19 protein-coding genes are annotated in these 24,167 nt (G+C 48.0%); 10 read left to right on the forward strand and 9 right to left on the reverse strand.

All coding sequences use genetic code 11. The features are described 5' to 3' along the window. Window positions 1-57: 57 nt before the first annotated feature. From G8759_RS17610 to G8759_RS17620, 3 genes are all read right to left on the reverse strand, one after another. Complete coding sequence (locus tag G8759_RS17610) at window positions 58-5,883, reverse strand: hypothetical protein (RefSeq protein WP_167210204.1); 5,826 nt, start codon at window positions 5,881-5,883, stop codon at window positions 58-60. 1,146 nt (window positions 5,884-7,029) lie between these two features. Then, window positions 7,030-8,091 carry a ferrochelatase gene (hemH, locus tag G8759_RS17615; protein ID WP_167210206.1) on the reverse strand — a complete coding sequence of 354 codons (1,062 nt, stop codon included), beginning with the start codon at window positions 8,089-8,091 and terminating at the stop codon, window positions 7,030-7,032. 140 nt (window positions 8,092-8,231) lie between these two features. Continuing rightward, window positions 8,232-9,020: a hypothetical protein gene (locus G8759_RS17620; protein ID WP_167210208.1), complete on the reverse strand. Its 789-nt coding sequence runs from the start codon at window positions 9,018-9,020 to the stop codon at window positions 8,232-8,234. Between the two features lie 132 nt (window positions 9,021-9,152). Between G8759_RS17620 and G8759_RS17625 the strand changes: the two genes are divergently transcribed. Continuing rightward, the gene (locus tag G8759_RS17625; protein WP_167210210.1) at window positions 9,153-10,100 is read left to right on the forward strand and encodes a hydrogen peroxide-inducible genes activator; all 948 of its coding nucleotides are present in this window, start codon (window positions 9,153-9,155) and stop codon (window positions 10,098-10,100) included. 42 nt (window positions 10,101-10,142) lie between these two features. On the opposite strand, the gene G8759_RS17630 is transcribed toward G8759_RS17625, so the two are convergent. Continuing rightward, the gene (locus tag G8759_RS17630; RefSeq protein ID WP_167210212.1) at window positions 10,143-10,964 is read right to left on the reverse strand and encodes a hypothetical protein; all 822 of its coding nucleotides are present in this window, start codon (window positions 10,962-10,964) and stop codon (window positions 10,143-10,145) included. Between G8759_RS17630 and G8759_RS17635 the strand changes: the two genes are divergently transcribed. Beyond that, window positions 10,963-11,136 (forward strand): hypothetical protein, encoded by a 174-nt coding sequence (locus G8759_RS17635; protein ID WP_167210214.1) that lies wholly within the window; start codon window positions 10,963-10,965, stop codon window positions 11,134-11,136. The genes G8759_RS17630 and G8759_RS17635 overlap by 2 nt on opposite strands. Before the next feature lie 5 nt (window positions 11,137-11,141). Here the strand turns inward: G8759_RS17635 and G8759_RS17640 are convergent, their stop codons facing one another. Beyond that, window positions 11,142-12,635, reverse strand: coding sequence for a flavin-containing monooxygenase (locus G8759_RS17640; protein ID WP_167210216.1), 1,494 nt, complete (start codon window positions 12,633-12,635; stop codon window positions 11,142-11,144). A 103-nt stretch (window positions 12,636-12,738) separates the two neighbouring features. Beyond that, window positions 12,739-14,052 carry an NAD(P)/FAD-dependent oxidoreductase gene (locus G8759_RS17645; protein ID WP_167210218.1) on the reverse strand — a complete coding sequence of 438 codons (1,314 nt, stop codon included), beginning with the start codon at window positions 14,050-14,052 and terminating at the stop codon, window positions 12,739-12,741. A gap of 220 nt (window positions 14,053-14,272) precedes the next feature. On the opposite strand from G8759_RS17645, the gene G8759_RS17650 reads away from it, so the two are divergent. The 6 genes from G8759_RS17650 to porG all read left to right on the forward strand — a co-directional run bounded on the left by G8759_RS17650 (window position 14,273) and on the right by porG (window position 19,408). Next, window positions 14,273-14,887 carry an anthranilate synthase component II gene (locus tag G8759_RS17650; RefSeq protein WP_167210220.1) on the forward strand — a complete coding sequence of 205 codons (615 nt, stop codon included), beginning with the start codon at window positions 14,273-14,275 and terminating at the stop codon, window positions 14,885-14,887. 13 nt (window positions 14,888-14,900) lie between these two features. Beyond that, window positions 14,901-15,716: an alpha/beta fold hydrolase gene (locus G8759_RS17655; RefSeq protein ID WP_167210222.1), complete on the forward strand. Its 816-nt coding sequence runs from the start codon at window positions 14,901-14,903 to the stop codon at window positions 15,714-15,716. A 158-nt stretch (window positions 15,717-15,874) separates the two neighbouring features. Continuing rightward, on the forward strand, window positions 15,875-16,543 hold the full coding sequence (locus tag G8759_RS17660; RefSeq protein WP_167210224.1) for a CBS domain-containing protein: 669 nt from the start codon (window positions 15,875-15,877) through the stop codon (window positions 16,541-16,543). 100 nt (window positions 16,544-16,643) lie between these two features. After that, window positions 16,644-17,519: an NAD kinase gene (locus tag G8759_RS17665; protein WP_167210226.1), complete on the forward strand. Its 876-nt coding sequence runs from the start codon at window positions 16,644-16,646 to the stop codon at window positions 17,517-17,519. Between the two features lie 191 nt (window positions 17,520-17,710). After that, window positions 17,711-18,733, forward strand: coding sequence for a DUF6089 family protein (locus G8759_RS17670; RefSeq protein ID WP_167210228.1), 1,023 nt, complete (start codon window positions 17,711-17,713; stop codon window positions 18,731-18,733). 3 nt (window positions 18,734-18,736) lie between these two features. Then, complete coding sequence (gene porG, locus G8759_RS17675) at window positions 18,737-19,408, forward strand: type IX secretion system protein PorG (protein WP_167210231.1); 672 nt, start codon at window positions 18,737-18,739, stop codon at window positions 19,406-19,408. 8 nt (window positions 19,409-19,416) lie between these two features. Here porG and G8759_RS17680 read toward each other — a convergent pair whose 3' ends face one another. Continuing rightward, window positions 19,417-20,409, reverse strand: a complete 993-nt coding sequence (locus G8759_RS17680) for a phytanoyl-CoA dioxygenase family protein (protein WP_167210233.1) — start codon at window positions 20,407-20,409, stop codon at window positions 19,417-19,419. 158 nt (window positions 20,410-20,567) lie between these two features. Between G8759_RS17680 and G8759_RS17685 the strand changes: the two genes are divergently transcribed. Both G8759_RS17685 and G8759_RS17690 read left to right on the forward strand, forming a co-directional pair. Beyond that, window positions 20,568-21,416, forward strand: coding sequence for an AraC family transcriptional regulator (locus G8759_RS17685; RefSeq protein ID WP_167210235.1), 849 nt, complete (start codon window positions 20,568-20,570; stop codon window positions 21,414-21,416). 102 nt (window positions 21,417-21,518) lie between these two features. Continuing rightward, window positions 21,519-22,334, forward strand: a complete 816-nt coding sequence (locus tag G8759_RS17690; RefSeq protein ID WP_167210237.1) for a M23 family metallopeptidase — start codon at window positions 21,519-21,521, stop codon at window positions 22,332-22,334. Between the two features lie 39 nt (window positions 22,335-22,373). On the opposite strand, the gene G8759_RS17695 is transcribed toward G8759_RS17690, so the two are convergent. Both G8759_RS17695 and G8759_RS17700 read right to left on the reverse strand, forming a co-directional pair. Next, the gene (locus G8759_RS17695) at window positions 22,374-22,580 is read right to left on the reverse strand and encodes a hypothetical protein (RefSeq protein ID WP_162384027.1); all 207 of its coding nucleotides are present in this window, start codon (window positions 22,578-22,580) and stop codon (window positions 22,374-22,376) included. Window positions 22,581-22,588: 8 nt separating this feature from the next. Continuing rightward, window positions 22,589-24,106, reverse strand: coding sequence for a CCA tRNA nucleotidyltransferase (locus tag G8759_RS17700; protein ID WP_167219058.1), 1,518 nt, complete (start codon window positions 24,104-24,106; stop codon window positions 22,589-22,591). Between the last annotated feature and the right edge of the window lie 61 nt (window positions 24,107-24,167).

The following is a 24,167-nucleotide window of genomic DNA, read 5'->3' on the forward strand; positions in this document are numbered from 1 at the left end:
GGAAGCAGTAAGCCTCGTCGTTCCTCTATCCCCCTTACGCGTTTTTACTGCGGACTCTTATTGATCACCCAGATCAGTTGCGGAAATCCATTTAACCCCAAATTGCTGTCCCTGGATGCCCGATTCGGTCGGGTTTATATAGCGAATGGTGAACGAATTGACTATTCCATTCCACTGAGCGCTATTTTTTACCGGGATTGCATAGGTATGATACCGGTTGTCGGGTATAATGTTGAACCGTATGGCCTGATTGGATTGCTCCGCTTCCAGTTCCGACTGACCTACCTTTTTCCAGTCCAGTGATAATTGCGTTTCTGGTGTAATGGCCCGCATCCGAACGTATATCGTGCCAAACTCCGCTGTTTTATAGCCTTTTTGGGGCGATGACAACCGGAAGCGTCGATCGGTTGGGGTAATCACCAGTTCATCGCCAACCGGGAATCCCTGATCGTATCCTTTACGATATGTGAAACCCTTGCGCGTTGGGCTATTGGCAAAAACATAATTAGGCTTGGTTTCTGAACGTGGCAGTGTATTAATAGTGTTGCGGATTTCATCCAGTGTACCAACCACCACGTTGATGTCAAATTCATACACGCCATTAGGGTCCAGAATCATGTTCACCGTGTTGGCAATATAGCCGGCGTTGATCGATTCAGGAGGGCCAATACCAGGGCTATCGAACAGACCCGCCTTGAACTCGTGTGAGTAGGGAGTATGGAGGGCAAGACCCCGGTTTGTATTAGGCCGAACAGCTACAATCCATGGCTCTGAGGCACTGATGTCATATGGCCCCATATGTCCCTGATAATTATATTGGTTGAAGCTTTTGCCACTGCCACCGATATTGGGAATCGCGTTCACATTGACCAGAGGAGCATTGGTATACGGATCGCCCTGCACAACATAGAATTGGTAGTACATGCTGCTGGTATACGTGCAGGGAAGCTCCTGCTGACGAGAATCCGCATACTTGGTCTGGTCAGGACGGCTGCCTGTAATCCGTACATGTCGCCGGACAATGTTGCCTTCCAGACGAATCCACTGCTCAACGATATAATCGCCGGGTTCGTTACTCAAGCCCCAATGCAAACCACGAGTTTTGCAGTAAAGCATTTTATCCGTGCGTCCATATCCCAGAATAGGCGAGTAGTCTCCAGCAATGCTTCCTCCCTGTACGGGGTTGTAGCCGATGTCATCCAATACCCGCTTCCCATTCTGAGTCCATCCTGTATTAGCATCGGGGAGACTGTAGAGTGAAATCTGATCATCACGACCGGGATCACGTTTCCCATTTGATTTAACATAACAGTTAATCATGTTTTCGCCAACCTGAAGATCGGTTACTTCCCGAACAACACCACCAACGCCCAGATCGATAGCAACCCGAACCCGCTCATTCTGCAAGATGGGTCGTTTATCATCCGGTTGAGGGCTATTTAAGATGGGGTAATCTTCGTTAGATGGTGGCGTACACCCATCGACTGTAACAGTTCCGGTTGCGGTCTTACTGGTACAACCGTTTCGCGTGGCGGTGACTGTATACGTGTAGGAGCCATTGGTCGACGGTGCCGTAAAGTTGATGGTCTGGCCTTGTTGATTAATGCCATTACCTGTCCAGCTATAAGTAATCTGATCGCAATTGGGTCCTGAACAGTTGGCATTCAGACTTACTGCACCTCCACAGCCAGTGTTGACCGAATTGACCGACACATCGAAGGCGCAGGAGGGTTGTGTGCTACAGCCACTAACAGTGACAACCCCAACGGCTGTCTTACTGGTGCAGCCATTGCGGGTTGCCGTAACGGTGTAGGAGTAGGTGCCGTTGGTGGAGGGTGCCGTGAGGCTAAGGGTTTGTCCCTGCTGGGTAACGCCATTGCCAGTCCAGCTGTAGCTGACCTGATCACAGTTAGGACCCGAACAATTGGCATTCAGGCTCACTGCACTGCCACAAGAAGCGTTGACCGAATTAACCGCCACATCAAAGGCACAATTGGCCGTGGAGGTCGAGCTCGGGCAGCTGGCGGTAGTGATGGGACTGTGCGCCAACTCAAAGGTGCTGCCTGCCACCTTCACCGCAATGGTGAGCGGAGTGTTGGTTTTGTAGGAGTCGGGAATCGACCAGCTATAACCGAACTGAGCAAAGCCATTGGTGTTGTACGCCAGGGCGACATCGGTACGGGTCTGGTCGGCCAGCAGGGTCGTGGCTTTGGTGCCATTGATGTAGACATCGACGCTCTGGGATTTCTGGGTGGCTTTGGTATCGAGGATCCAGCCGTTGAGGGCGTTGCAGTTGGCATTATCGAGGTAGCTGCGGTAGTCGGGCGCGGGGGCGTTACAGCCACTGATGGTGACAGTGCCAACAGCGGTTTTACTGGAGCAGCCATTGCGGGTTGCCGTAACGGTGTAGGAGTAGGTGCCGTTGGTGGAGGGTGCCGTGAGGCTAAGGGTTTGTCCCTGCTGGCTGATGCCATTGCCAGTCCAACTGTAGCTGACCTGATCACAGTTGGGGCCCGAACAGTTGGCATTTAGACTCACTGCATTGCCACAAGTGGCACTCACTGAGTTGACCGACACATCAAAGGCACAGTTCTGAGTGGGTGTGCAACCCGCGACTGTCACTGTGCCCGTTGCCGTCTTGCTGGTACAACCGTTTCGCGTGGCGGTGACAGTGTAGGAGTAAGTGCCGTTGGTGGAGGGTGCCGTGAGGCTAAGGGTTTGTCCCTGCTGGGTAACGCCATTGCCAGTCCAACTGTAGCTGACCTGATCACAGTTGGGACCCGAACAGCTGGCATTCAGACTCACTGCATTGCCACAAGTGGCACTCACTGAGTTGACCGACACATCAAAGGCACAGTTCTGAGTGGGTGTGCAACCCGCGACTGTCACTGTGCCCGTTGCCGTCTTGCTGGTACAACCGTTTCGCGTTGCGGTGACAGTGTAGGAGTAAGTGCCATTGGCAGAGGGTGCGGTCAGGTTAAGGGTTTGTCCCTGTTGATTGATACCATTGCCAGTCCAGCTGTAACTGACCTGATCACAGTTAGGACCTGAGCAATTAGCATTCAGACTAACCGTTCCTCCACAAGTGGCGCTCATCGAGTTGACTGACACATCAAAGGCGCAGTTCTGGGTCGGGGTACAGCCATCGACTGTCACTGTGCCCGTTGCGGTCTTACTGGAGCAGCCATTGCGGGTTGCCGTAACGGTGTAGGAGTAGGTGCCATTTGCCGAAGGGGCGGTGAAGTTGAGAGTTTGGCCCTGCTGGCTGACACCATTGCCAGTCCAGCTGTAACTGACCTGATCACAGTTAGGACCCGAACAATTAGCATTCAGACTCACGGCACTGCCACAAGAAGCGTTGACCGAATTAACCGACACATCAAAGGCACAATTGGCCGTGGAGGTCGAGCTCGGGCAGCTGGCGGTAGTGATGGGACTGTGCGCCAACTCAAAGGTGCTGCCTGCCACCTTCACCGCAATGGTGAGCGGAGCGTTGGTTTTGTAGGAGTCGGGAATCGACCAGCTATAACCGAACTGAGCAAAGCCATTGGTGTTGTAAGCCAGGGCGACATCGGTACGGGTCTGGTCGGCCAGCAGGGTCGTGGCTTTGGTGCCATTGATGTAGACATCGACGCTCTGGGATTTCTGGGTGGCTTTGGTATCGAGGATCCAGCCGTTGAGGGCGTTGCAATTGGCATTATCGAGGTAGCTGCGGTAGTCGGGTGCGGGGGCATTACAGCCACTGACGGTGACAGTGCCAACAGCGGTTTTACTGGAGCAGCCATTGCGGGTTGCCGTAACGGTGTAGGAGTAGGTGCCGTTGGTGGAGGGTGCCGTGAGGTTGAGGGTTTGGCCTTGTTGAGTGATGCCATTGCCAGTCCAGCTGTAGCTGACCTGATCGCAGTTGGGCCCCGAACAATTGGCATTCAGACTCACGGCACTGCCACAAGTGGCACTCACCGAATTGACCGATACATCAAAGGCACAGTTCTGAGTGGGTGTGCAACCAGCAACGGTGACAGTGCCAACGGCGGTTTTACTGGTGCAACCATTACGCGTGGCGGTGACAGTGTAAGAGTAGGTACCGTTGGTGGAGGGGGCCGTCAGGTTGAGGGTTTGGCCCTGCTGGCTGATGCCATTACCAGTCCAGCTGTAACTGACCTGATCGCAGTTGGGGCCCGAACAATTGGCATTCAGACTCACGGCACTGCCACAAGAAGCGTTGACCGAATTAACCGACACATCAAAGGCGCAGGAGGGTTGTGTGTTACAGCCACTAACAGTGACGGTTCCCGTCGCGGTTTTGCTGGCACAGCCCGGCCGAGTGGCGGTGACTGTATACGTGTAGGTTCCGTTGGCGGAAGGGGCCGTGAGGTTGAGAGTCTGGCCTTGCTGGCTGATACCATTGCCAGTCCAGCTGTAACTGACCTGATCACAGTTAGGACCTGAGCAATTAGCATTGAGGCTCACCGAACCTCCACAAGAAGCATTGACTGAATTAACCGATACATCAAAAGCACAGGTAGGGGTAGATGATCCGGGACAACTCGGCGTTGACAAAGGGCTCTGGGTTAGCTCGAAGGAGCTTCCAGCTACTTTAGCCGCAATTTTAAGGGGCGAGTTATTTTTGTACTGGTCGGGTAAATTCCAACGATAACCGTATAGTTCAAATCCGCTGACATTGAATGACTTTGAGACATCCGTACGATTTTGATCGGCCTTGATGGTCGTCACCTTAACATCATTGATGTAAATATCGAGGTTTACGGATTGCTTGGGCGAATTGAGGTTTATAGCCCAGCCACCAATGACATCACAGTTCGCAAATTCTAAGAACCCCCGATAATTAGGGGTTCCAGATGGATCAGATGGATCTGTTCCAGGGGACGTCCCAGGGCAAACGGGGGTATTGGTTGGACTCTGGATTAAATCCGTGTTGCTATTGGCAAACCGAACCGAAACCTTCAGGGATTTATTGGCCTTGTACTTTTCGGGCAGACTCCAGCGGTAGCCGTATAATTCAAAACCACTGACATTGTATGTCTTGGCAACATCTGAACGGTTTTGGTCGGCCTTGATGGTTGCTACCTTAGTGTTGTCGATGTAAATGTCCAGATCTACCGATTGTTTCGGAGAATTCACATCGATGGCCCAGCCACCGATAACATCACAGTTGGCAAACTCCAGAAAGCCCCGATAATCAGGACTGGCAACCCTCGCGCCTTTAGCGGTATTGTCAGTAACAAGGTTATCCGTAACAACGTATAAGGTAGGTGAGGCAGAATTAGTCTGGTTATTGGCATCGTTTGCCGGTTCACGAAGCGCTGCCTTTTGGGTGGTTAATTCTTTTAGGTTAACCAATGCTTTTTCTACAAACAAGCTCTGTGCATCGGCCTGACCATGACTGCGCAATAGCCGAAAAGAAGTGCCAGGTGTTATCGTTGAAAAATGCCCAATGATGTGATACGTTGCTTCAGTCCGCGCTGGATAAGACAACTCTGCGCCGATATAATCGACAAAGTCACCTCCTGTTTGTTCAAAACCTGCAGGGAGTATAAGTTTTAATCGATACGTGTTAGAGCCAGGTAAATGAAAGAGTAAATTCGGGGATATTGTAAGCAGTTCGGCTTTGATCGTCAGATCGATGGTTTCGCCCAGCCGTATAGACTGTTTATTGATACTCAGGCTGAACCGGATCGGATCGTTATCAGTGGGTGAAAGGCTTTGCCGATCCGATAGATTAGCAAAATTATGATATGTAAATAAATTAACTGGAGTCGGCCGGGGTGTAACACTAACCAGCCTACGCCCCGGTGGCTTTTTTGTGATAGGCAGGCTGTACGACGAGAGTGCTAGTAGAAACAGTAGGCAAAAATAGCTCAAAGAGTATCCGGTAATACATCTTTTCAGATTGTAAAAGATTAATTTCATAATAAGTTGGATAAAGCTAGTTGGTAAGCAAGCCTATGACTAGGCACTGATAGGTCCGTAGCAAAATTTGTACCGGTTTTGTACGAAATGGTAAGAAATAATTAATGAAACGAGAATATACTTAATTAGTAATTTATTAATAACTTCATGAAATCGTTAACTTAGGTGTATGTGCTAATTCTGATTAAATAGTGAGTACCAGTAATATTTTTATTTTTTGTGACCATTTGTAACGTTATATCTCTTTCAATAAATTTACTATTTAAGTAGGCTTAATATTATTTAATGTTACTAGTCGCTTAATTGGCTGAATGATGGCTATTCAAGTTATTAAAATTGTATGTATAGCTACAACATGGTTAATTTATTGTTAATCTGAGCCTTCTAAACGCCGGATTTACCTATAATCAGATTAAATGGGCCAGAATAAGGCTAACCTTATAGTTTCATGAATGGAGTACCGTTCAAGGGCGGTATTTTTCAAAATATGAAACGGGTAATGATATCTATGGAAGTTATAAATTTCGCGAAAATAATGCTCTTGACTCATATCTAGCCCAAATTCGCTGTACTAACCGGCCTGACGGTGAACTGTATAGAATTGTCGTGGTTCAGGGTAGGTACACATTGTTTCAAGTAGGTAATACATGAAACAGAGAAGAGTAAGACCGTATAAACCTTGCTATTTTGGAAATAGTAAGCACATATTCATATTTGCAACTTGTGACATATGTTATACCAGAAGAGATTATTATTGAATCTTAGTAAATGGCATGGATTTTGTCAGAAAGCATAAATGTATTTATATTATAAAATGGTAACATATGTGAAGGCGATCTTGAATAAGGTAGAGGCAAGTGGTCCTAAGAAGATGATCTTTAGCATAGGGTTAAACGGTAAGAGAACTTAAATACGCGCTCAGCTGACCACCAAGAAAAGGGGTTAAATAAAGAAGAAGGTTTAGATCCTATTCGTGGTGGTTGGCCTATCGGTAACATCCTTCGATCGTTCACAAATCAGTAAACGAACAGGCTTAAAGAAAGAACACCCCATCAATGCTCGTGATGGGGTGTTCTTTCTTTAAGCCTGTTCATGCTATTAGGCTGTTTTAACCAGATCAACCAGTGTTTCGATCCATAATGGATTGTCGTTCAGGCTTTCTACCAGCTGCCAGTGTTTACCGCCAGAGGCCTCGAATAACTCTTTATATTCAACGCCGACCTCAATGGTTGTCTCAAGGCAATCAGCAACAAAAGATGGAGAGAACGCCAGAACACTCTTGATACCTTTAGCACCCAATTCGCGAATAACATCGTCGGTATAAGGCTTGATCCAGGGCGTACGGCCCAATCGCGATTGAAAACAGGTGGTATATTTTCCCTCTGGAATGCCCAGTTCACGAACAAGAAGGCGGGTTGTTTCAAAACATTGAGCCCGGTAACAATGCTGATTCTGGGCATGAAATGATTCACAGCATGTACCGAACTGACAAACCGTATGAGCTACATCGCCCTTGGTAATCTGGCGTTCGGGTAGACCGTGGTAACTAAAAATAATGTGGTCGTATTCGTAGGTAGTCATGTATTTACGACCCAATTGAACAAAGCCCTCGATGAATTTAGGATGTTCCAGAAACCGGTTAATAAATCGGACGGCTGGAATTACCTGCCAGCTTTTCACAATGTCCATGACCTTTTCGTAAACCGATCCCGTTGATGCTGATGCATATTGTGGGAAAAATGGAACCACGACGATATCGCGTAAACCCAGCTGCTGAAATTCGTCCAGACCCGCCTGAATACTCGGGCTCTGGTAGCGCATCGCCAGCTTTACAACATAGTCATTGCCCAGTACATGTTGTAACTCCCGTTCAACGACGTTTCCGTAGTATTTCAAGGGTGAGCCCGTTTCTGACCATAATTGTTTGTACACTTTGGCCGATTTAGGTGCCCGGAAAGGCGCAATAATACCATTGATCAGGAAAAATCGCTGGATATAGGGAATATCGATGACGCGACCATCCATGAGAAATTCGCGTAAATATTTTCGGACATCGGGTACCGACGGACTATCGGGTGTACCGAGATTAACAAGTAGAACGCCCGTTTTGCCTACTGTTTTCACCGTGGCAACGGGTGGTTGTAAAACAGGTGATTCCATCTTAAGGAAAACCGTAATGTTAAAAATTAGTTTGCTGACCGGCCAGAACTATACATCGGTTAGTCTTTGGAACAAGTCAGCTGAGTACCAACAAAGGTAAAGGTTGTCCTGTAACAGAACGGCATTTTGTCTTTCCGAAATTACTTAGCCTGCGGATACCGGCTTAGATCGGTACGAGTGAACTCACTAAAGACTTCGCCCGGTAAGCCCGTAAAAACCATAATATCCGTAATGTCGCGTTCACCACGTTCGCCCGACAGTAAAATGCCGCCATGTTGCTGGTAATCAGCCCAGGGAAGCGTAAAGCGTGGTTGTTCGTCGGTATATTTAGGATAGTGCGCCCATTGTGTCACCAGGTGAGATTGCTTATCGATCCAGATTTTATACTTGTTGTCAGGCGTATTGCCTACGTTCTTGAATGTCATCTGGATCACATCGGCCGGTTTACCCTCTTTCGTATTATCTTCATTCAGGTATTTAAGGGTTACCCCTGAATCCTTAAGTTTGAAGGGCATAAAAAGCCAGTATGAATCATTGATCCAGGCTCCTTTCCCCTGTTTAACATACTTCGCAACCGAATCGGGATCAGTGAGTTCTTTTCCGCCACGAAATACCTTACCCTTGTCGTTATTGATGTTCAAAATTATGGTTTGATCGTCGCGCAGATTATCCACGCGCACATCGCCCGACCATTTGTCCCACACGAGTTTTCGTACTCCGAAGAAGTTCCAGGCTACCATGTGTGTATTGTCCCAGGCTTTACGACCGCCCATAGCCTGCATGACCTGATCGGCAAGCAGCACCGCTTTTGGGTCTGAACCAGCCAGATCGAAGCCCTGAGCGGGTGGGTTCGCCGATTTCTTCGACTGAGCGAAACTTATAGTCCCACCTATAAGCGCAAAAAATAAAAGGAAGGAATAGAGCCTCATGAGATAGCGAAATAGTTTCTTTAACAAAAATAGAACATAGGGCTGTTGTTTGGTTCGATAAGATTTATTTTTGCATCAATTTTAATTATGTAGGATGTAAATACACCATGATCGACATCCTGTTTCAGGCCAATGACTCTCTCACAACTTGATTATATTGTGGCTGTTGATACGCACCGACACTTTGCAACGGCCGCTGAAAGTTGCCACGTTACTCAGCCAACGTTAAGTATGCAAATCCAGAAACTGGAAGATGAACTCGGTATTCTGGTATTTGACCGATCGAAACAGCCAGTCGTGCCAACCGAGGCCGGGCAGGCTGTTTTGGCTCAGGCGCGGGAGGTGTTGCGGGCTGCCCGTCGAATACCCGAAATCGTAAGTGAATCGAAAAATGATTTTCAGGGCGAGCTGCGTATTGGTATCATTCCTACACTGGCTCCCTATTTACTGCCTTATTTTATTGGCGAATTTATTGAGAAATACCCGTCAGTATCCGTTCAGATTCAGGAACTGGTCACAGAACAGATTATCGAACGACTCCGGAATGGCCTTATTGATGTGGGCCTGGTGGTAACACCTTTATTGGAAAATGGCATTACCGAAATCCCGTTGTTCAAAGAGCCATTTGTGGTCTATGCTGCTGATTCGCATTCACTTGCCAGTGCTGACTATGTTGATTCGCAGGATCTTCATACGGATGGACTCTGGCTGTTGACGGAAGGCCATTGCTTCCGCAATCAGGTAATGAACCTTTGTGGGGCTGACCGGAAAGCCAACGGAACCGCCTTACGCTATGAAACGGGCTCCCTTGAGACACTCATCAAACTGATTGACAAGCAGGACGGGTTTACACTTTTACCCTACCTCGCCACTTTTGATATGGAGGAAAACCGTCGGTCCCGTATTCGGCCGTTCAGCGCTCCTCAACCCGTACGCGAAGTAAGTTTGGTAATGCACCGTAGTTTCCTGAAGCGTAAACTTATAAATGCGTTAAAACATGAGATCATGGGCCACTTACCGCAAGAACTTTTAGACGAAACAACATCAGGAAAGGTCGTTGACGTACTGAGTAAGTCGTAGTCAGTTTTCGGCGGTAACTGCATCCTGTCGACTGACTATTGGCTACCGCCGACTTCTTCGTTTCTCTCGTTCTAACTGCTGGTAGGCATTCCTGAAATCGTCGCCGTTGGCCAGTGCATTGGCCAGTGCCGGAACTCCCGGTTGCCCAACAATAGTGAGCCACCGGGATACTTCGTCTGCGGCCGTCTGGTACGCCTGCATTACCTTGTTATAATCGCCCCCGAAAAAGTCACGGGTGGTTTCCAGATCCGAGAGTTTAAGCATGGGCTGGCCCGGATAGGACTTCAAAGGCTCGTCGCCCATATAGGTAGAGTCACGTTGCCAATCAGTTGATCGCTCCCAAACGGCTGGGTGACTGAACCGATAGTCGACCATTAAGGCCAGCCCCTCATTGAACCATTGGGGAATCTGTCGCTTGACTCGCCACCAGCCCAGACGCGCAAATAATTCGTCATGACAGAGTTCGTGGGCAATCACATCGGTATTGTTTCCGTCTGGTCCCAACACAAGATAAGAGTCTCCCCAGGGCATGCCAAGGCTGCACCCGGCTCCTTCTCCGCCAATGCAATACTGTTCGTATTCGCCCTGGGTTGGGCAGTAAATCAGGATAGCCTGGCCACGTCGACCTCCCCAGAATCGCCGGATGCGATCATAGGCATGATGAACGTTTCGACGGAGTTGCGCGTGCTGTTTTAGCGTTGCTGTCTGACTGATATAGATCGATTTCAGGCCCGCCAGTGTCTGAAATTCAGTGGAGTGACTCACCCGCATACACCGAACCAACTGCGGGTAAAGAATCAGGAAACCAATCGGCAGGGCAATCAGTAACGGCAGAGCATAACGGAGCAACACATTTCCACGCATGAATAAAAAAGCAACAAAGCCAGGAGATCGCTTGTTGGTTCACGAAGTACGCTGGAAGCCGGGATTTTTCCTAGAGTTGCCTGTTAATATCAAGCAACTCCAGGCCATAGTCCATATGCCGTATTGGAGCCGAATGAAGATCATTATTTCGCCTTATGCTGCACTTTCGTAAGGAGATTAACAAGGTACGGCTGGCGAAGACTGTTTACTGAAAACGACGTCGTAGTCGGCAGGATTAGCCTGTCGGGTCGCTTTTCGGTAAGTCGTTGTCAACGATGGCCAGATCGTCGTGTTTTTTCCTCTGGAGTCGAGGTAATAGCTTTGGCACCCTGATGCCCAAACGGTGTTGGCCAATTTTTGCTGGATCATGTCATTATAACGTTGTTGTGCTCCTGGTTTAACATCCAGATAAGCCCCTTCTCCGGCTTTATCGAGCAGATTCAGGTAGTCGAGTACATAGTTTACCTGTGACTCAATCATGTGAATAATCGAATTATGGCCTAAGCCCGTGTTTGGGCCAACCAAAAACAGTAAGTTCGGATAACCTGAATTAGTGATTCCGTAGTGAGCCTCAGCTCCTTTCGTTAACCAGTCATCAAAGAGGTTCTGACCATAACGACCTGAAATCGTCATCGTGCCGATGACACCACCGACGACAAACCCCGTCCCGAAAATAATGGCATCCACGGGGTGCTCAAGTCCGGATTTGTCGACAATCGAATTTGGATTAACCGCTGCGATCCCATCCGTCACCAGCGCAACATTCGGGCGATTAAGGGCAGGGTAATAGTCGTCCGAAATCAGAACACGCTTACAGCCTAATGTATAGTCAGGCGTTAACTTTCGTCGGAGTACAGGATCGTTTATCGATGTTTTGAGATGCTTCAACGCCCGATTCGTGCCAATTTTATTAAAGGTTTTATTGCCTAAAAAAGCGAAGCCCTGAACTTCGTTGAGCCAATAAATCATCGAGCGGTAGGCTTTCTGCACAATGGGTAACCGTCGGAAAATTTGCTGTTCAATCGATGATACGGCCCGGTCATTTCGTGCGGATACGTAAGGTGCTGTTCGCTGAAAAACAGTAAGCTGCTTTACCTGAGGAGCAATTTTTGGGATGAACTGAATAGCGCTTGCCCCTGTACCAATTACGGCAACCCGTTTGTTGGTGAGATCGTACGTAGCATCCCATTTAGACGAATGAAATGTTTTGCCCCTAAACGTATCCAATCCGTTCAGTTTAGGATAACTAGGTCGGTTAAGGGGACCAACGGCGATGATAACGACACGGGCTGTTGTTGATTGGCCCATCTTACTGGTAAGCGTCCAAATGCCGGTTGACGGTGAAAATTCGGTGCGATTAATTTCTGTATTATACCGAATCTGGGAATTCAGCTCATACCGCTCAACTACATGGTTGAGATAGGTCAGGATTTCGGGTTGGGTTGAATACGTCCGTGACCAGTTTGGGTTCGGTGAGAACGATAACGAGTAAAGCGGAGAAGGAATATCGCAGGCACAGCCCGGATAGATGTTGTCGCGCCAGGTACCACCTACCTGACTGGCCCGTTCGAAAAGTACAAAGGATGTGTTTCCACGTTCTTTTAGCCGAATGGCCGCAGCAATTCCGGCAAAACCTGCGCCGATTATTGCCACGTCAATGTCTGCTTTCATAGGTTTTTGTCAATACAACTGCTGACACATAAACACTACGTCATCAGTTATCGCTTATACGAAGGTTAATTGATAATCAGGCTCAATAATGCCTGAACTCTCGTTACTGTTTTCGGATCATTTCTGCCACAAGGCGACCCGTTTGCATGGTCGCATTCAGGGATGGATACGTAGTTTGATCACCACACTGATAGAGATTCTCGCCCAGTTTCAGTAATTCGTGAATCGCGTCTGTACCAGCCCGATCAGGTGGGTAGCTCGGCAAAGCCTGAGGGATATGATAGGTTCGCAAATGCTTCCAGGATTTTACCTCATCACCAAACCAACCCGTCAGTTCTGCCCGTATCTGTTCGGTCAACGCGGCTGCATTGACCGTTTCAATACCCTGAGTACTGACCGAAACGAGCGTTTGCCCTGCCGATGCATATTCCGGCGACACATCACTCAAAATAGCCAGGTTATGCACCACCGAGCTTCGATCTGTATTTAATACGAGTAGTTTCTGTTTTGATACGCCGGGAAGCTCCGAATTCGTCGCGAAGTAGGTACAGGTTGTCTGGTTAAACGATTGGTCGGAGGGGGCGGGGCGATTCAGTAAGACGGCAGCCTGAGCGGCATCAACCGCCAGTACCACAACACCAGCTTTGATGGAATTGCCATTGGTTAAATGAACCGAATTGCCAACAATACGCGCCACAGGGCTATTAAGTTTGATCTGATCTGGGGATAAACGAGTTGCCAGCTGGTTCGGAATAGCACCGATGCCTTGTGCTGGTATGGCCCCATCGCCCGTAAAAAACATGCGGAAGCAAAACTCGAAAAAATTGCTTGATGTGGTTAGGCCATCTTCCAGAAAAACACCGCCAAAAAATGGCCGGAAGAATCGCTCGATGATTTGATCTGAAAATCCAGTTTCCTTCAAAAAGGCCAGCGTAGTCGTTGGCGTCTGCTGGAACAACTCATTTATAGAGATCCCCTGAGTCCGGCGAATCAAGTCGACAATACGGAGTTTATCACCGACTGTTCCGACGGACGATGCGAGTGTCCGAAAGGCGGATAGTGGCTCTTGAAACGGATTCAGCAACGTAAGCCATTCGCTCTGGTGCCGAATGAGCGCGCCCGACCGGAATGGTTTCAGATCGAGGTCATCGTAGTTTAGTAGACGCTGGGCTTCTGGATAGGCGGTTAATAAAATCTGAAACCCTCTGTCGAGCCGAAATCCATCAACAACATCCGTTCGAACGCGACCGCCTACGCCATCAGTCGCTTCAACTACCAATGCCTTAATACCTGCTTGTTTGAGATAAACAGCGCAGCTAAGACCGGCTATTCCGGCTCCAACAATAACAACCGGCGAGTCCACGCTGGGCGAGCCCACCGGATTGACTAATGACTGATCGGGCAAATTCGTAGGCATATAGAACGTGTTCTTGCGTGTTGAATAAAGGCCAAAATTAGCCTTTCCACCGACCTAACGTGTGTAGTTGAAGCGAATTGTCTGGTATTTTTTTTAGATATATAGCATAATTTAAAGATAATAAAAAAATAATATTCTGATAATCAGATACTACTAAAATTGGGTTGATGCTTTTTTTTAGAAACTATTAATTTTGTCGCACAGATTGTGTTATATGGGTATGAATCTGTTAGTAGTCGATAATTTCGATTCGTTTACGTACACTCTGATAGACTATCTGCATCAGGCAGGAGCCAGCTGTCAGGTTGTGCGAAATAACGAATCGATGAGTAGGCTAACGAAGCGGTCGGTTGAGGGAATTGTGCTGTCGCCTGGTCCGGGAATACCCCGGCAAGCGGGTCGATTGATGGAGGTGATCGAACACTATTACCAGCAGTTGCCCATGTTGGGGGTTTGCCTTGGGCATCAGGCTATCGGCGAATTTTTCGGAGCTACCCTGGCCCCGGCTTCCCGACCCATGCATGGTAAAGTTTCACGCATTCGGGTGCAGGCTGATGATCAGTTGTTTCGGAATTTGCCCCGGCAATTTGATGTGACCCGCTATCACTCACTGCTCCTCCGCGATTTGCCTGATACGCTCGTTAATACGGCTGTAACGGAGGATGGGGAGGTAATGGCAATGCGGCATCGGTCGTTGCCAATATGGGGTGTTCAGTTCCATCCTGAAGCGGCTTTAACAGAATTTGGCGTGCCAATTTTGTCAAATTGGATTAATTTTTTAAAATTTAGTACAGTACAGCAGGAAAAGTCGGCCATGTTCGGGTTACTGCATTAATTAGGGCTATTGTATGAACTATCAGATTCGGGAGGAAGCGGGCTTCCGCTACGTAGACGAAGGCCAGGGTGATGTATTGTTGTTATTACACGGCCTATTTGGTGCTCTAAGTAACTGGGATGGCGTTATTCAGGGTTTTGCCGACCGATACCGGGTGGTTATTCCGTTGATGCCGATCTATGAAATGCCCATGCGCGAAGCCAGTCTGGAAGGCCTGGTGGCATTTATTGAGAAATTTTTGGCTCATAAACAATTGACCGACCTGACCCTGCTCGGTAATTCGCTGGGTGGGCATCTTGCGTTACTGTATAGTTTCAAGCATCCCGATCAGGTACAAAGGTTAGTTCTTACCGGAAGCTCGGGCTTGTTTGAGAATGGCATGGGCGGGTCGTTTCCCAAGCGTGGCAGCTACGACTACATTTCTGAGCGCGTGGCCTATACGTTCTACGATCCGAAAGTAGCATCGAAAGACCTGGTCGATGAAGTATTCGAGATCACGAGCAGTATTCCAAAATGCATGAGCATTGTGGGTATTGCCAAGTCGGCACAGCGGAATAATGTGGCTAAAGATTTATACAAAATCAACGTGCCAACGTTGCTGGTCTGGGGGCTGAACGATACGATAACACCGGCTGAAGTTGGTTATGAGTTTAACCGGTTGATTGCCAATTCTGAACTGCATTTTATTGATAAGTGCTGTCATGCACCCATGATGGAGCATCCCGACCGGTTCAATGAACTGCTGAACAATTGGCTTGAAAGGCACCCGGTTATTGATGAACAATTGCTGGTTGGAAATCGGGAGCAGACAGTGGGTAGTTTTCAATAAAACGGCCCGGAATCCGTTTTGGCTTGGAATAATACACTAAAATCTGATAACGATCTGATTACTTCCGACCCTGCTAAACTGTTTTTTACTAAGTTTTGGAAACTATGGTATAATTTCCGTAGTTTTCTGCCACACAGTTTCTTTTAATTCCAATTCGTATGCTGGCTGCCGAACTCATAGACCCGATGCTTCCAGCCCTGAAACCGACCGATTCTGTCGGGCAGGCGCTGGATTGGATGCAGGAGCACCGTATCGGGCAACTCGTACTGATCGACCAGGGTGATTACCGGGGCGTGGTTAGTGAAGAGTTACTGATGGATATTCCCGATGGCGATCAGCCATTGAGCAATGTAATGCGCCTGTTTGAGCAGATATACGTTTATGAAGATCAGCATCTGTTTGAGATTATGGGGCTAATTCTTCAGAATCGAATGGATGTAGTGGCCGTTCTGAATGAAGGCCGTGAATTTTCGGGGACGATCTCTTCCAATGAATTGCTGAAACAATTTGCGCAGGAACTTGGTGTTCAGGAGGCAGGTGCCATTCTGATTCTAAGCCTCAATGAGCGTGATTACTCGATGGCTGAAATTAGTCGGTTGGTTGAGTCGAACAATGTTAAAATCATAAGCAGCTATTTTTCAAGTGCAGCCTATGGTATGCCCGACCGTTCCCGACTGACCCTCAAATTAAACCGCCGGGATATCACACCAGTCATTTCAACGCTCGAACGATTCGGCTATCAAATCGAAGCAGCCTTTGCCAATGCACCCGTTGAAAGCATTGATCAGGAGCGGCTCGATTCGTTGCTACGTTATCTCAATACATAGGTTTTAAAGTTTTCAGTTTTCGGTTTTCAGATGTAAGCTAGTCACCATTGAAAACTGAAGACAGAAGACCGCACCGGCGACCCGGTGAAAACTTTTTTTCATGAAAATCGCCATTCACGGACGCAACTTTCCCGAAAAAGCCCGGCCGTATATTCAGTCCATGTTTGACGAACTGGCTAAGCGCCAGGTCGAAGTTGTTCTCTCCCAGGTTTACCGCGAATTCTTAGACGGCGCAGCTGTGTCTCACAATAGTGAAGCCGTCTATCAGACCGACGAGGGCATTGCCGATGTCGACTTTATCTTCAGTTTAGGGGGCGACGGAACGCTGCTGGACGCCGTTACGCATGTGGGGCCTCATCAGATACCAATTGTTGGCATTAACATAGGACGATTGGGTTTTCTGGCTACTGTGGCTCCGTCCTCGATTCGACTAATGATCGATGCGTTGTTTAATGAGCAATATAGTATCGATGAGCGCGCTTTAGTAGGTGTCCGCTCAAATCCCGATATTTTCGGTGGATTGCCCTTCGGCCTGAATGATTTCACGATTACACGTACACAAACATCGTCCATGATCACGGTTCATACGTATCTGGATGGTGAGTTTTTAAACTCCTATTGGGCCGATGGTTTGATTGTGTCAACGCCATCGGGTTCAACGGGATATTCGCTCAGCTGTGGAGGTCCCGTACTTCTTCCCCAAACTAACAATTTCATCATTACGCCCATCAGCCCGCACAACCTCAACGTTCGGCCAATGATTGTGATGGATAGCTGTCAGCTGGCGTTTGAAGTAGAAAGCCGAAGTGGAAACTTTCTGGCGGCTCTGGATTCCCGCTCATTTACGGTTGACGTGTCGGCCCGTATCAGCGTACAGAAGGAAGCGTTTAAGGCCCGTCTCGTTAAACTTAGCGATGATAATTTCCTGAATACACTCCGCAGTAAATTGAACTGGGGCTGGGATATCAGAAATTAGAGGGAATGGTCCAATTTAGAATAATGTAGCCATAAACAGCACATTATAGCCTGTTTTGCGGATTCTTGGCACTCTCTTTGCTAATCCATAATATATTTTTCGGTCGCATTTCCCAATAAAACCGGTGTGATAGCCGTTTCGGAAATGGCTGACCTTCGGGCCAACCCGGTTGATTCACGAAACTTAACCACATGAAGCGATATCATTATCTGACAGCGGGTGCTCTGGCAAGTCTATTTTTTCTTGGCAACTCGTCAGACAGTCAGGCCCAGCGTCGGCCTAACACCCAATTTGTCCCTTATTCGTCGATTAGTTTTGGTGTTGGTTCTTCCCACTACTACGGCGATTTGGCGGGCTATCGGCAATTTTTTAAGGCAACCTACATCATGCCTCGCTGGAATGTAGGACTTGGCTACACACGTCAGTTTACGCCCCATTTTGCTGCGCGGGCAGCATTTACATGGGCACGGATTGCGGGTGATGATTATACATTCAATAAGGGAAGTATCAACAATAGCACAGAAAGCCTGGTTCAGTACACTCGGAACCTGCATTTTCGTAACGACCTAAAGGAGTTTGCCATCACCGGAATCTATAACTTCGTAGCAGATGGGCGCAACTCGAACGTTCGGGCTAAATTTACACCCTATATTTTTGGTGGAATAGCCCTGCTGGCACATAGTCCTGAAGCACGAACACCAGCCGGAACCGATGCCGGCGAATATGAACCGCAGAAGTGGGTAAAATTACAGCCCCTGCACACGGAAGGCCAGGGTCAGCCAGGTTATGATAAGCCCTACTCGCTTGTTACGGCAGCTATTCCGGTCGGTTTTGGCTTACGCTACCGATTAAACGAAAACTTTAACCTTGGCTTTGAAATAGGGTATCGTTATACCTTTACCGACTATCTGGATGATGTAGGCGGTCCTTATGCTGACCCTGCTGTTTTAACGGGGGTCGCTTCTAAAATGGCCGATCGCCGACAACAGCGGTTTGCTGCCCGTTTGAAAGACGCACCAGACCGATATGCGGCACTAGAAAGCTTATTTCAAGCTGGCGGACAAAGCCAGACGGATGTGTTAGCGGCCTTGCAAACACCTGTTCGCGGAGCACCAGGTAGTATCCTGGGTTTTCTGAAGGATGGATATATATTAACGAGTTTCCAGATTCACTACATCATTCCGGGCAAGATTAAATGCCCGCCCATTAAGTAGGCTGTGAGCAAACGACAAATTCATATAGCCCGGCTGGTTGTAGCCGGGCTTTTTATCAGTTACAGCGTTCAGGCCCAGAAAATTGAGGTTGGTGGTGGCCTGGGTGGTATGCTCTATAAGGGTGATGTATCACCGCACCTGAATCCGCGCTTTTATCGTCCGGCTGCGAATCTGTTTTTTCGGTATAATGCAACGCGTTCGTTTTCAATGCGGTTAGGAGTGGCGATCGGCAGTTTCCAGGCCGAAGATCATTTCAGCAAAGACCCGTATCAGCAGGCCCGTAACTATTCGTTCAGGAGTACAAGTAGCGAAGCAACCATCGATATGGAATACAATTTCCTGAATTATAAGCCGTTGCCAAAAGCTAAAAACTGGACACCTTATGTTTTTGGTGGACTGGGGCTCTATAGCTATACGAACCCGGTAGTTAAAGCCCGCGCACTTTTAAATTTCCCGCTAGGTATTGGTGTCAAGTATGAAATAAAACGTCCCTGGAGTGTTGGACTTGAATTTGGGACGCGATTTACAAACAACGATTATCTAGATGGCTTAGGTGAACGAACCTATGGAATAACTACCAATAAGCTGGCTCAGGGTAATCCTGCCCTGAATGATAGTTATACGTATACCGCAATTACGGTTAGCTACACATTCTATAAAATCGTTTGTCCTTAATTGCCTGCTCACCACTTTCGCAATCCCAATAATTTCTGGCCCAGTTCGGTTAATTGGGCAGTCTGGTAGCGAGTCTTTTCCCAGTTGCGCGGGTCGCCGGGGAATGCATAGCCTTCAGGTGCCTGCCGGTTGCGCCAGGAGTTAATCCGCCATTGCCGTAATGCTTCATCGTCTTCCTGGGCAGGCATCATTGAAATATACTGAGCTATTCGAACTTTGTCCGTTGATAAATTCGGGCGGATACCGTGAGGTTGTGTACTGTTAAAAATCAGCAAATCGCCCGCTTCCATTTTTACTTTAACCAGTTCAAAGCCCGTAGTATCGGGTTTGAAATGATCGCGGTCGGCGGGTTGCGTTTGTTTCCAGGTATCGTAGGTTCGGTAGAGCTCCGGAATGCACTGGAATCCGCCCATATTCTCATCGGTCTGGTCGGCCAGCGCCAGTACGCCCTGCACATTTTGTGGTCTGGTTTCCGGATCATAATCCCAGTGGATGAACCCTTTAAACTCGTGACCCGGCCGGACTGGAAAGTTCAGGTTGGCCCGATCAATGGTTACCCATAACTTTTCCGTGCCCCAGATATCGACGAAGGCATCGTAGACGCGCTGATATTGCCGATTGTCCCATTCAAACTGATGATTATAAAGCTCAACCATTCCGCTGTTGGTCAGCTCTTTCATTTTCATTTCGGCGCGGGCAGGGGCATACCATGTTTCCGGATTATTGGGGTCTTTTTCTTCGAATTCCCACAGGAGTTTGGCGAGTCGCTCTGCATTTTCTTTGGGTACAGCCTGTCTGATGACGATATAGCCGTTTTCGATCCAGAACCGCCAGTCGGCTTCAGACAAGACGCGCAGGGGTTGTCCAGCACCTGAGCGGTCGTTCAGTTTAATTTTGCTGCTTGTAGCAGTCGATGGATTGCCCGGAATGTCTTTGTGGGCATTATCGGGAATCATGGTGGCAGGCGCTGCCGTTGGGGCCATTGTCTGTGGGGTTTCCATGTATTTATCGTAGGATTTTGCGTGTATCTGATAAGACAAAATTAGACCTTCTCGTAGCCTGTTTTCTACTCCCATGATGGCCAGTTTTTGTACTATATTGTTCTAAATTTGTTATTGACTAGGGCAGGAGTATAGTTTTGAACAAAATAGGCACGGCAATGAAGGTTAAGCTCGAAGAAATCAATCCTGATGCAAACAGTTCATTTCATATCCTGCTGACTCCTCATCTGAGTGATGTTTTCCTATGGCATTACCATCCAGAGTATGAAATCGTGTACATTACTGGTGCCAGCGGTAATCGACATGTGGGTGATCATATTTCCCGGTATGAAGACAGCGATTTAGTATTTATTGGTCCAAATATTCCGCATCTGAATTTTGATTATGGTGTCAAAACGGACCATCGAAAGGTAGTTGTACAGATGAAGGAGGATTTTCTGGGCGAACAGTTTCTGAAAATTCCTGAATTTTCGGACATTGCCCGGCTGTTTAAACTGGCTCGTAATGGCGTTTCATTCTATGGCGAAACGAAGCGAATTGTGGGGGAGCAACTGGAGAAATTAGCCAATCTATCGCATTTTGAGCGTTTAATGTCATTAATCAGCTTGTTTCAGCGCCTGGCCACCAGCAATGAAATGACATTACTGAATGAAAAACCGGTCGAAAACCAATACAATCTGAAGGAGCAACAGCGGCTTCGGCGTGTTCACCAGTTCATTGACGAAAATTTTCAGCGCAAGATTGATATTGAAGAAATGGCTGCACTCGTGAATCTGACGGAAGCCGCTTTTTGTCGCTACTTTAAAAAAATGACCCGATTAACGTTTACTCAGTTTCTTAATCAATATCGTGTCAATCAGGCCCAAAAATTGCTGTTACTTGATCATACTGTGACCGAAGCCTGTTTCGCCAGCGGTTTCGAGAGTGTATCGTATTTTAATAAAACGTTTAAAAAGGTGACGGGCGAAAATCCAATGCGATTTAAAAAAAGGCACATAACTCACTAGAATAGACGGTTTATCCTGTACAACTTCCTGTTCATGAAAGTAAGCGATACGCATAAGGCTGACTTTGCGTATTTTTGAGGGCGTAACTGAAAAAATGAGTTAGTGAAGATTGATATAACTTCGTTCATGCAGGTAGCAGGTTTGATGGCGGCTGTGCTGGTAGGAGGAATCAACGTAGCGTCGTCGCAGGTAGTTACCGGCAATTCGAGCGACCCTACCCTCTACGACTATTGCCAGCAATACCAGACGCTGTATACAAAAATCCGGGAGCAGGCCGTATCGCCTGACTCGGCCCGGTTAGAATTTAGATCAATAATGAAAGGATTGCAGGAGCGTTTCCTCAGCTCAGAAACCATTCCTTCCGACAGCCTGCAGCGAGATAGCCTACTACGGACGGGTACTTATTTTTCGTTTCCGATTCGAGGCTATACAAAGAGCGCAATTGGCGGCTCCCGCGGGGAGGGTTATCGGGGAAATGGCTTCGATCTTTTCGATTACAATGTGCGCGGCAGCCATCCGGCGCAGGATATTTTTATTGTTGATCGTAATCAGGACACGAACGACGACCGAACCGGACAGCCGGTCGATATTCTGGCCATGACAAGTGGATTGGTACTGGCTATCGAAACCGACTGGCACCCCGGCTCCGATTATCGGGGAGGAAACTGGATCTGGGTTTATGACCCCATTTTACATGGCTTATTCTATTACGCCCACAACAACCATGTCGATGTGTCGCCGGGGCAGTGGGTAAAAGCTGGGCAGAAGCTCGGTGAAATGGGCCGATCGGGCTTTAATGCCTATAAAACCCGATCACCAACACACCTTCACCTGATGTATCTTCAGATTCAGCCGGATGGATTACCACAACCTTTAAACACCTATCAGTGGCTCTTAATGGCCCAATTGTCTAAGTAAGCAGTTTGCTATGGAAGTACTGCAACTGCTTACGGGAGACTACGATTCGCGTACCAGATTTACACCTGTAATCAGGAAAATCATACCGACAATGAATGGAGCGGCTGATTCTCCTTTTGAGACGGAAAGGCCTAAAACGGGTTTATTGTTAGACAAAAAGGCAATCAAAGCAAAAAGAATAACGACAACGCCCAGAATAGTGAGCGATGCGCCAAAGAAACGGCGGAAATTGGTTCGGTTCTCCATTGGTTCAGTTATACAGATTTATCATCTTCAGTTGATACGATACTAAGCTTTAACTCCGAAAGGTTTTTCACCGCAGACAGTCCGCGTTTATGACCCTCGTCAATCAGTAGTGGGAAAGCCGATTCGAGATTATTCGGTACGACACCGTCCAGAATAGCCTCCCGAATGATGGTTTTAATCTCACCAACCTCTTTGGACGGCGGAAGATTAAACGTCTCCATGATCAGTTCGCCCGTAATAACCGGCTGAAAACTACGCAGTTTATCGCGTTCCTCAAGGTCGTGCAGCTTTCGCTCAACCTTATCGAAATTGCGTAAGTGTTTCTGGACCTTCTCGTAATTTTTTGACGTAATATCGGCGCGGCAAAGGGCCATCAGTCCATCCAGATCGTCGCCTGCATCTACCAGAAGCCTGCGAAGGGCGGAGTCTGTAATCTGCTCTTTCGTCAGCGCAATTGGGCGTAGATGCAGCCGAACGAGCTTCTGGACATAACGCATGTGCTCATTGAGCGGTAGTTTCATGGTTCGGAAAATACCCGGAACCCACCGGGCTCCCAAATCTTCATGCCCATGAAATGTCCAGCCGACTTTGGGATCAAAACGTTTGGTAGCGGGTTTGGCAATGTCGTGTAACAGCGCAGACCAGCGAAGCCAAAGCTCATTATCGCTTAGTATCGGGGATCTATCGGTTCGATTGGCGATGTTATCGAGCACTTGCAGCGTATGGTAAAAATTGTCTTTATGGCCTTTACCCTCGATGGTTTCAACGCCCTTCAACGCGATCAGTTCAGGGAAAATCCGATCCAGTAACCCAGCATGATACAGTAACTTGAATCCGTACGACGGTGTGGGAGCCAGAACGATTTTATTCAACTCATCCGTCACCCGCTCGCGCGAAACAATGCTGATTCGCTCATTCATGCGCACAATGGCATCAAACGTATCGGGTTCAATATCGAAGTTCAACTGGGCCGCAAATCGAATGGCGCGCATCATCCGCAGCGGGTCGTCTGAGAACGTAATGTCGGGGTCAAGTGGTGTTCGGATAACCTTGCGTTTGAGATCTTTCAAGCCATCGAATGGGTCAATCAGTTCACCGAAGTTGCCCGGATTCAGACTGATACCCATGGCATTGATCGTAAAATCCCGGCGATTCTGATCATCTTCGAGCGTGCCGTCTTCCACGATCGGCTTGCGCGATTCGCTACGATACGATTCTTTACGAGCACCTACGAATTCGACTTCCCAATCGGCTCCGCCATCGCGATCCTGATCAGTGGATGTTCGGAGCATCGCTGTGCCAAAATTAGGGAAAACCGAAACTTTGGTACGAAGGGCTTTTCCAACGGCTTCGGCCAGTGCAATTCCGCTTCCGATACAGACAACATCAATATCTTTTGATGGTCTTTGTAGAATCAGGTCGCGTACGAACCCGCCAATAACATAGGCCTGAACGCCGAGATTGCCAGCTTCACGGGCGATGATGTTAAAGACTGGGTTTTTATGTAGGGTGTCGCTGAAATTCATAATACGGGTCTGTGGCTTTCGGTTCATGGAGCAGTCAGCTGTAACAATGGACTGCCAAAAC

The sequence above is a fragment of the Spirosoma aureum genome (assembly GCF_011604685.1).
GTDB classification, from domain to species: Bacteria; Bacteroidota; Bacteroidia; order Cytophagales; family Spirosomataceae; genus Spirosoma; species Spirosoma aureum.

What these genes read in the sequence shown, in the direction of transcription:
- G8759_RS17620 (WP_167210208.1), bottom strand. Translation starts at nt 9,020, where the DNA reads ATGAGGCTCTATTCCTTCCTTTTATTTTTTGCGCTTATAGGTGGGACT.
- G8759_RS17630 (WP_167210212.1), bottom strand. Translation starts at nt 10,964, where the DNA reads ATGCGTGGAAATGTGTTGCTCCGTTATGCTCTGCCGTTACTGATTGCC.
- G8759_RS17625 (WP_167210210.1), top strand. Translation starts at nt 9,153, where the DNA reads ATGACTCTCTCACAACTTGATTATATTGTGGCTGTTGATACGCACCGA.
- G8759_RS17680 (WP_167210233.1), bottom strand. Translation starts at nt 20,409, where the DNA reads ATGGAAACCCCACAGACAATGGCCCCAACGGCAGCGCCTGCCACCATG.
- G8759_RS17685 (WP_167210235.1), top strand. Translation starts at nt 20,568, where the DNA reads ATGAAGGTTAAGCTCGAAGAAATCAATCCTGATGCAAACAGTTCATTT.
- G8759_RS17635 (WP_167210214.1), top strand. Translation starts at nt 10,963, where the DNA reads ATGAATAAAAAAGCAACAAAGCCAGGAGATCGCTTGTTGGTTCACGAA.
- hemH (WP_167210206.1), bottom strand. Translation starts at nt 8,091, where the DNA reads ATGGAATCACCTGTTTTACAACCACCCGTTGCCACGGTGAAAACAGTA.
- G8759_RS17655 (WP_167210222.1), top strand. Translation starts at nt 14,901, where the DNA reads ATGAACTATCAGATTCGGGAGGAAGCGGGCTTCCGCTACGTAGACGAA.
- G8759_RS17660 (WP_167210224.1), top strand. Translation starts at nt 15,875, where the DNA reads ATGCTGGCTGCCGAACTCATAGACCCGATGCTTCCAGCCCTGAAACCG.
- G8759_RS17650 (WP_167210220.1), top strand. Translation starts at nt 14,273, where the DNA reads ATGAATCTGTTAGTAGTCGATAATTTCGATTCGTTTACGTACACTCTG.
- G8759_RS17645 (WP_167210218.1), bottom strand. Translation starts at nt 14,052, where the DNA reads ATGCCTACGAATTTGCCCGATCAGTCATTAGTCAATCCGGTGGGCTCG.
- G8759_RS17640 (WP_167210216.1), bottom strand. Translation starts at nt 12,635, where the DNA reads ATGAAAGCAGACATTGACGTGGCAATAATCGGCGCAGGTTTTGCCGGA.
- G8759_RS17700 (WP_167219058.1), bottom strand. Translation starts at nt 24,106, where the DNA reads ATGAATTTCAGCGACACCCTACATAAAAACCCAGTCTTTAACATCATC.
- G8759_RS17695 (WP_162384027.1), bottom strand. Translation starts at nt 22,580, where the DNA reads ATGGAGAACCGAACCAATTTCCGCCGTTTCTTTGGCGCATCGCTCACT.
- G8759_RS17670 (WP_167210228.1), top strand. Translation starts at nt 17,711, where the DNA reads ATGAAGCGATATCATTATCTGACAGCGGGTGCTCTGGCAAGTCTATTT.
- G8759_RS17665 (WP_167210226.1), top strand. Translation starts at nt 16,644, where the DNA reads ATGAAAATCGCCATTCACGGACGCAACTTTCCCGAAAAAGCCCGGCCG.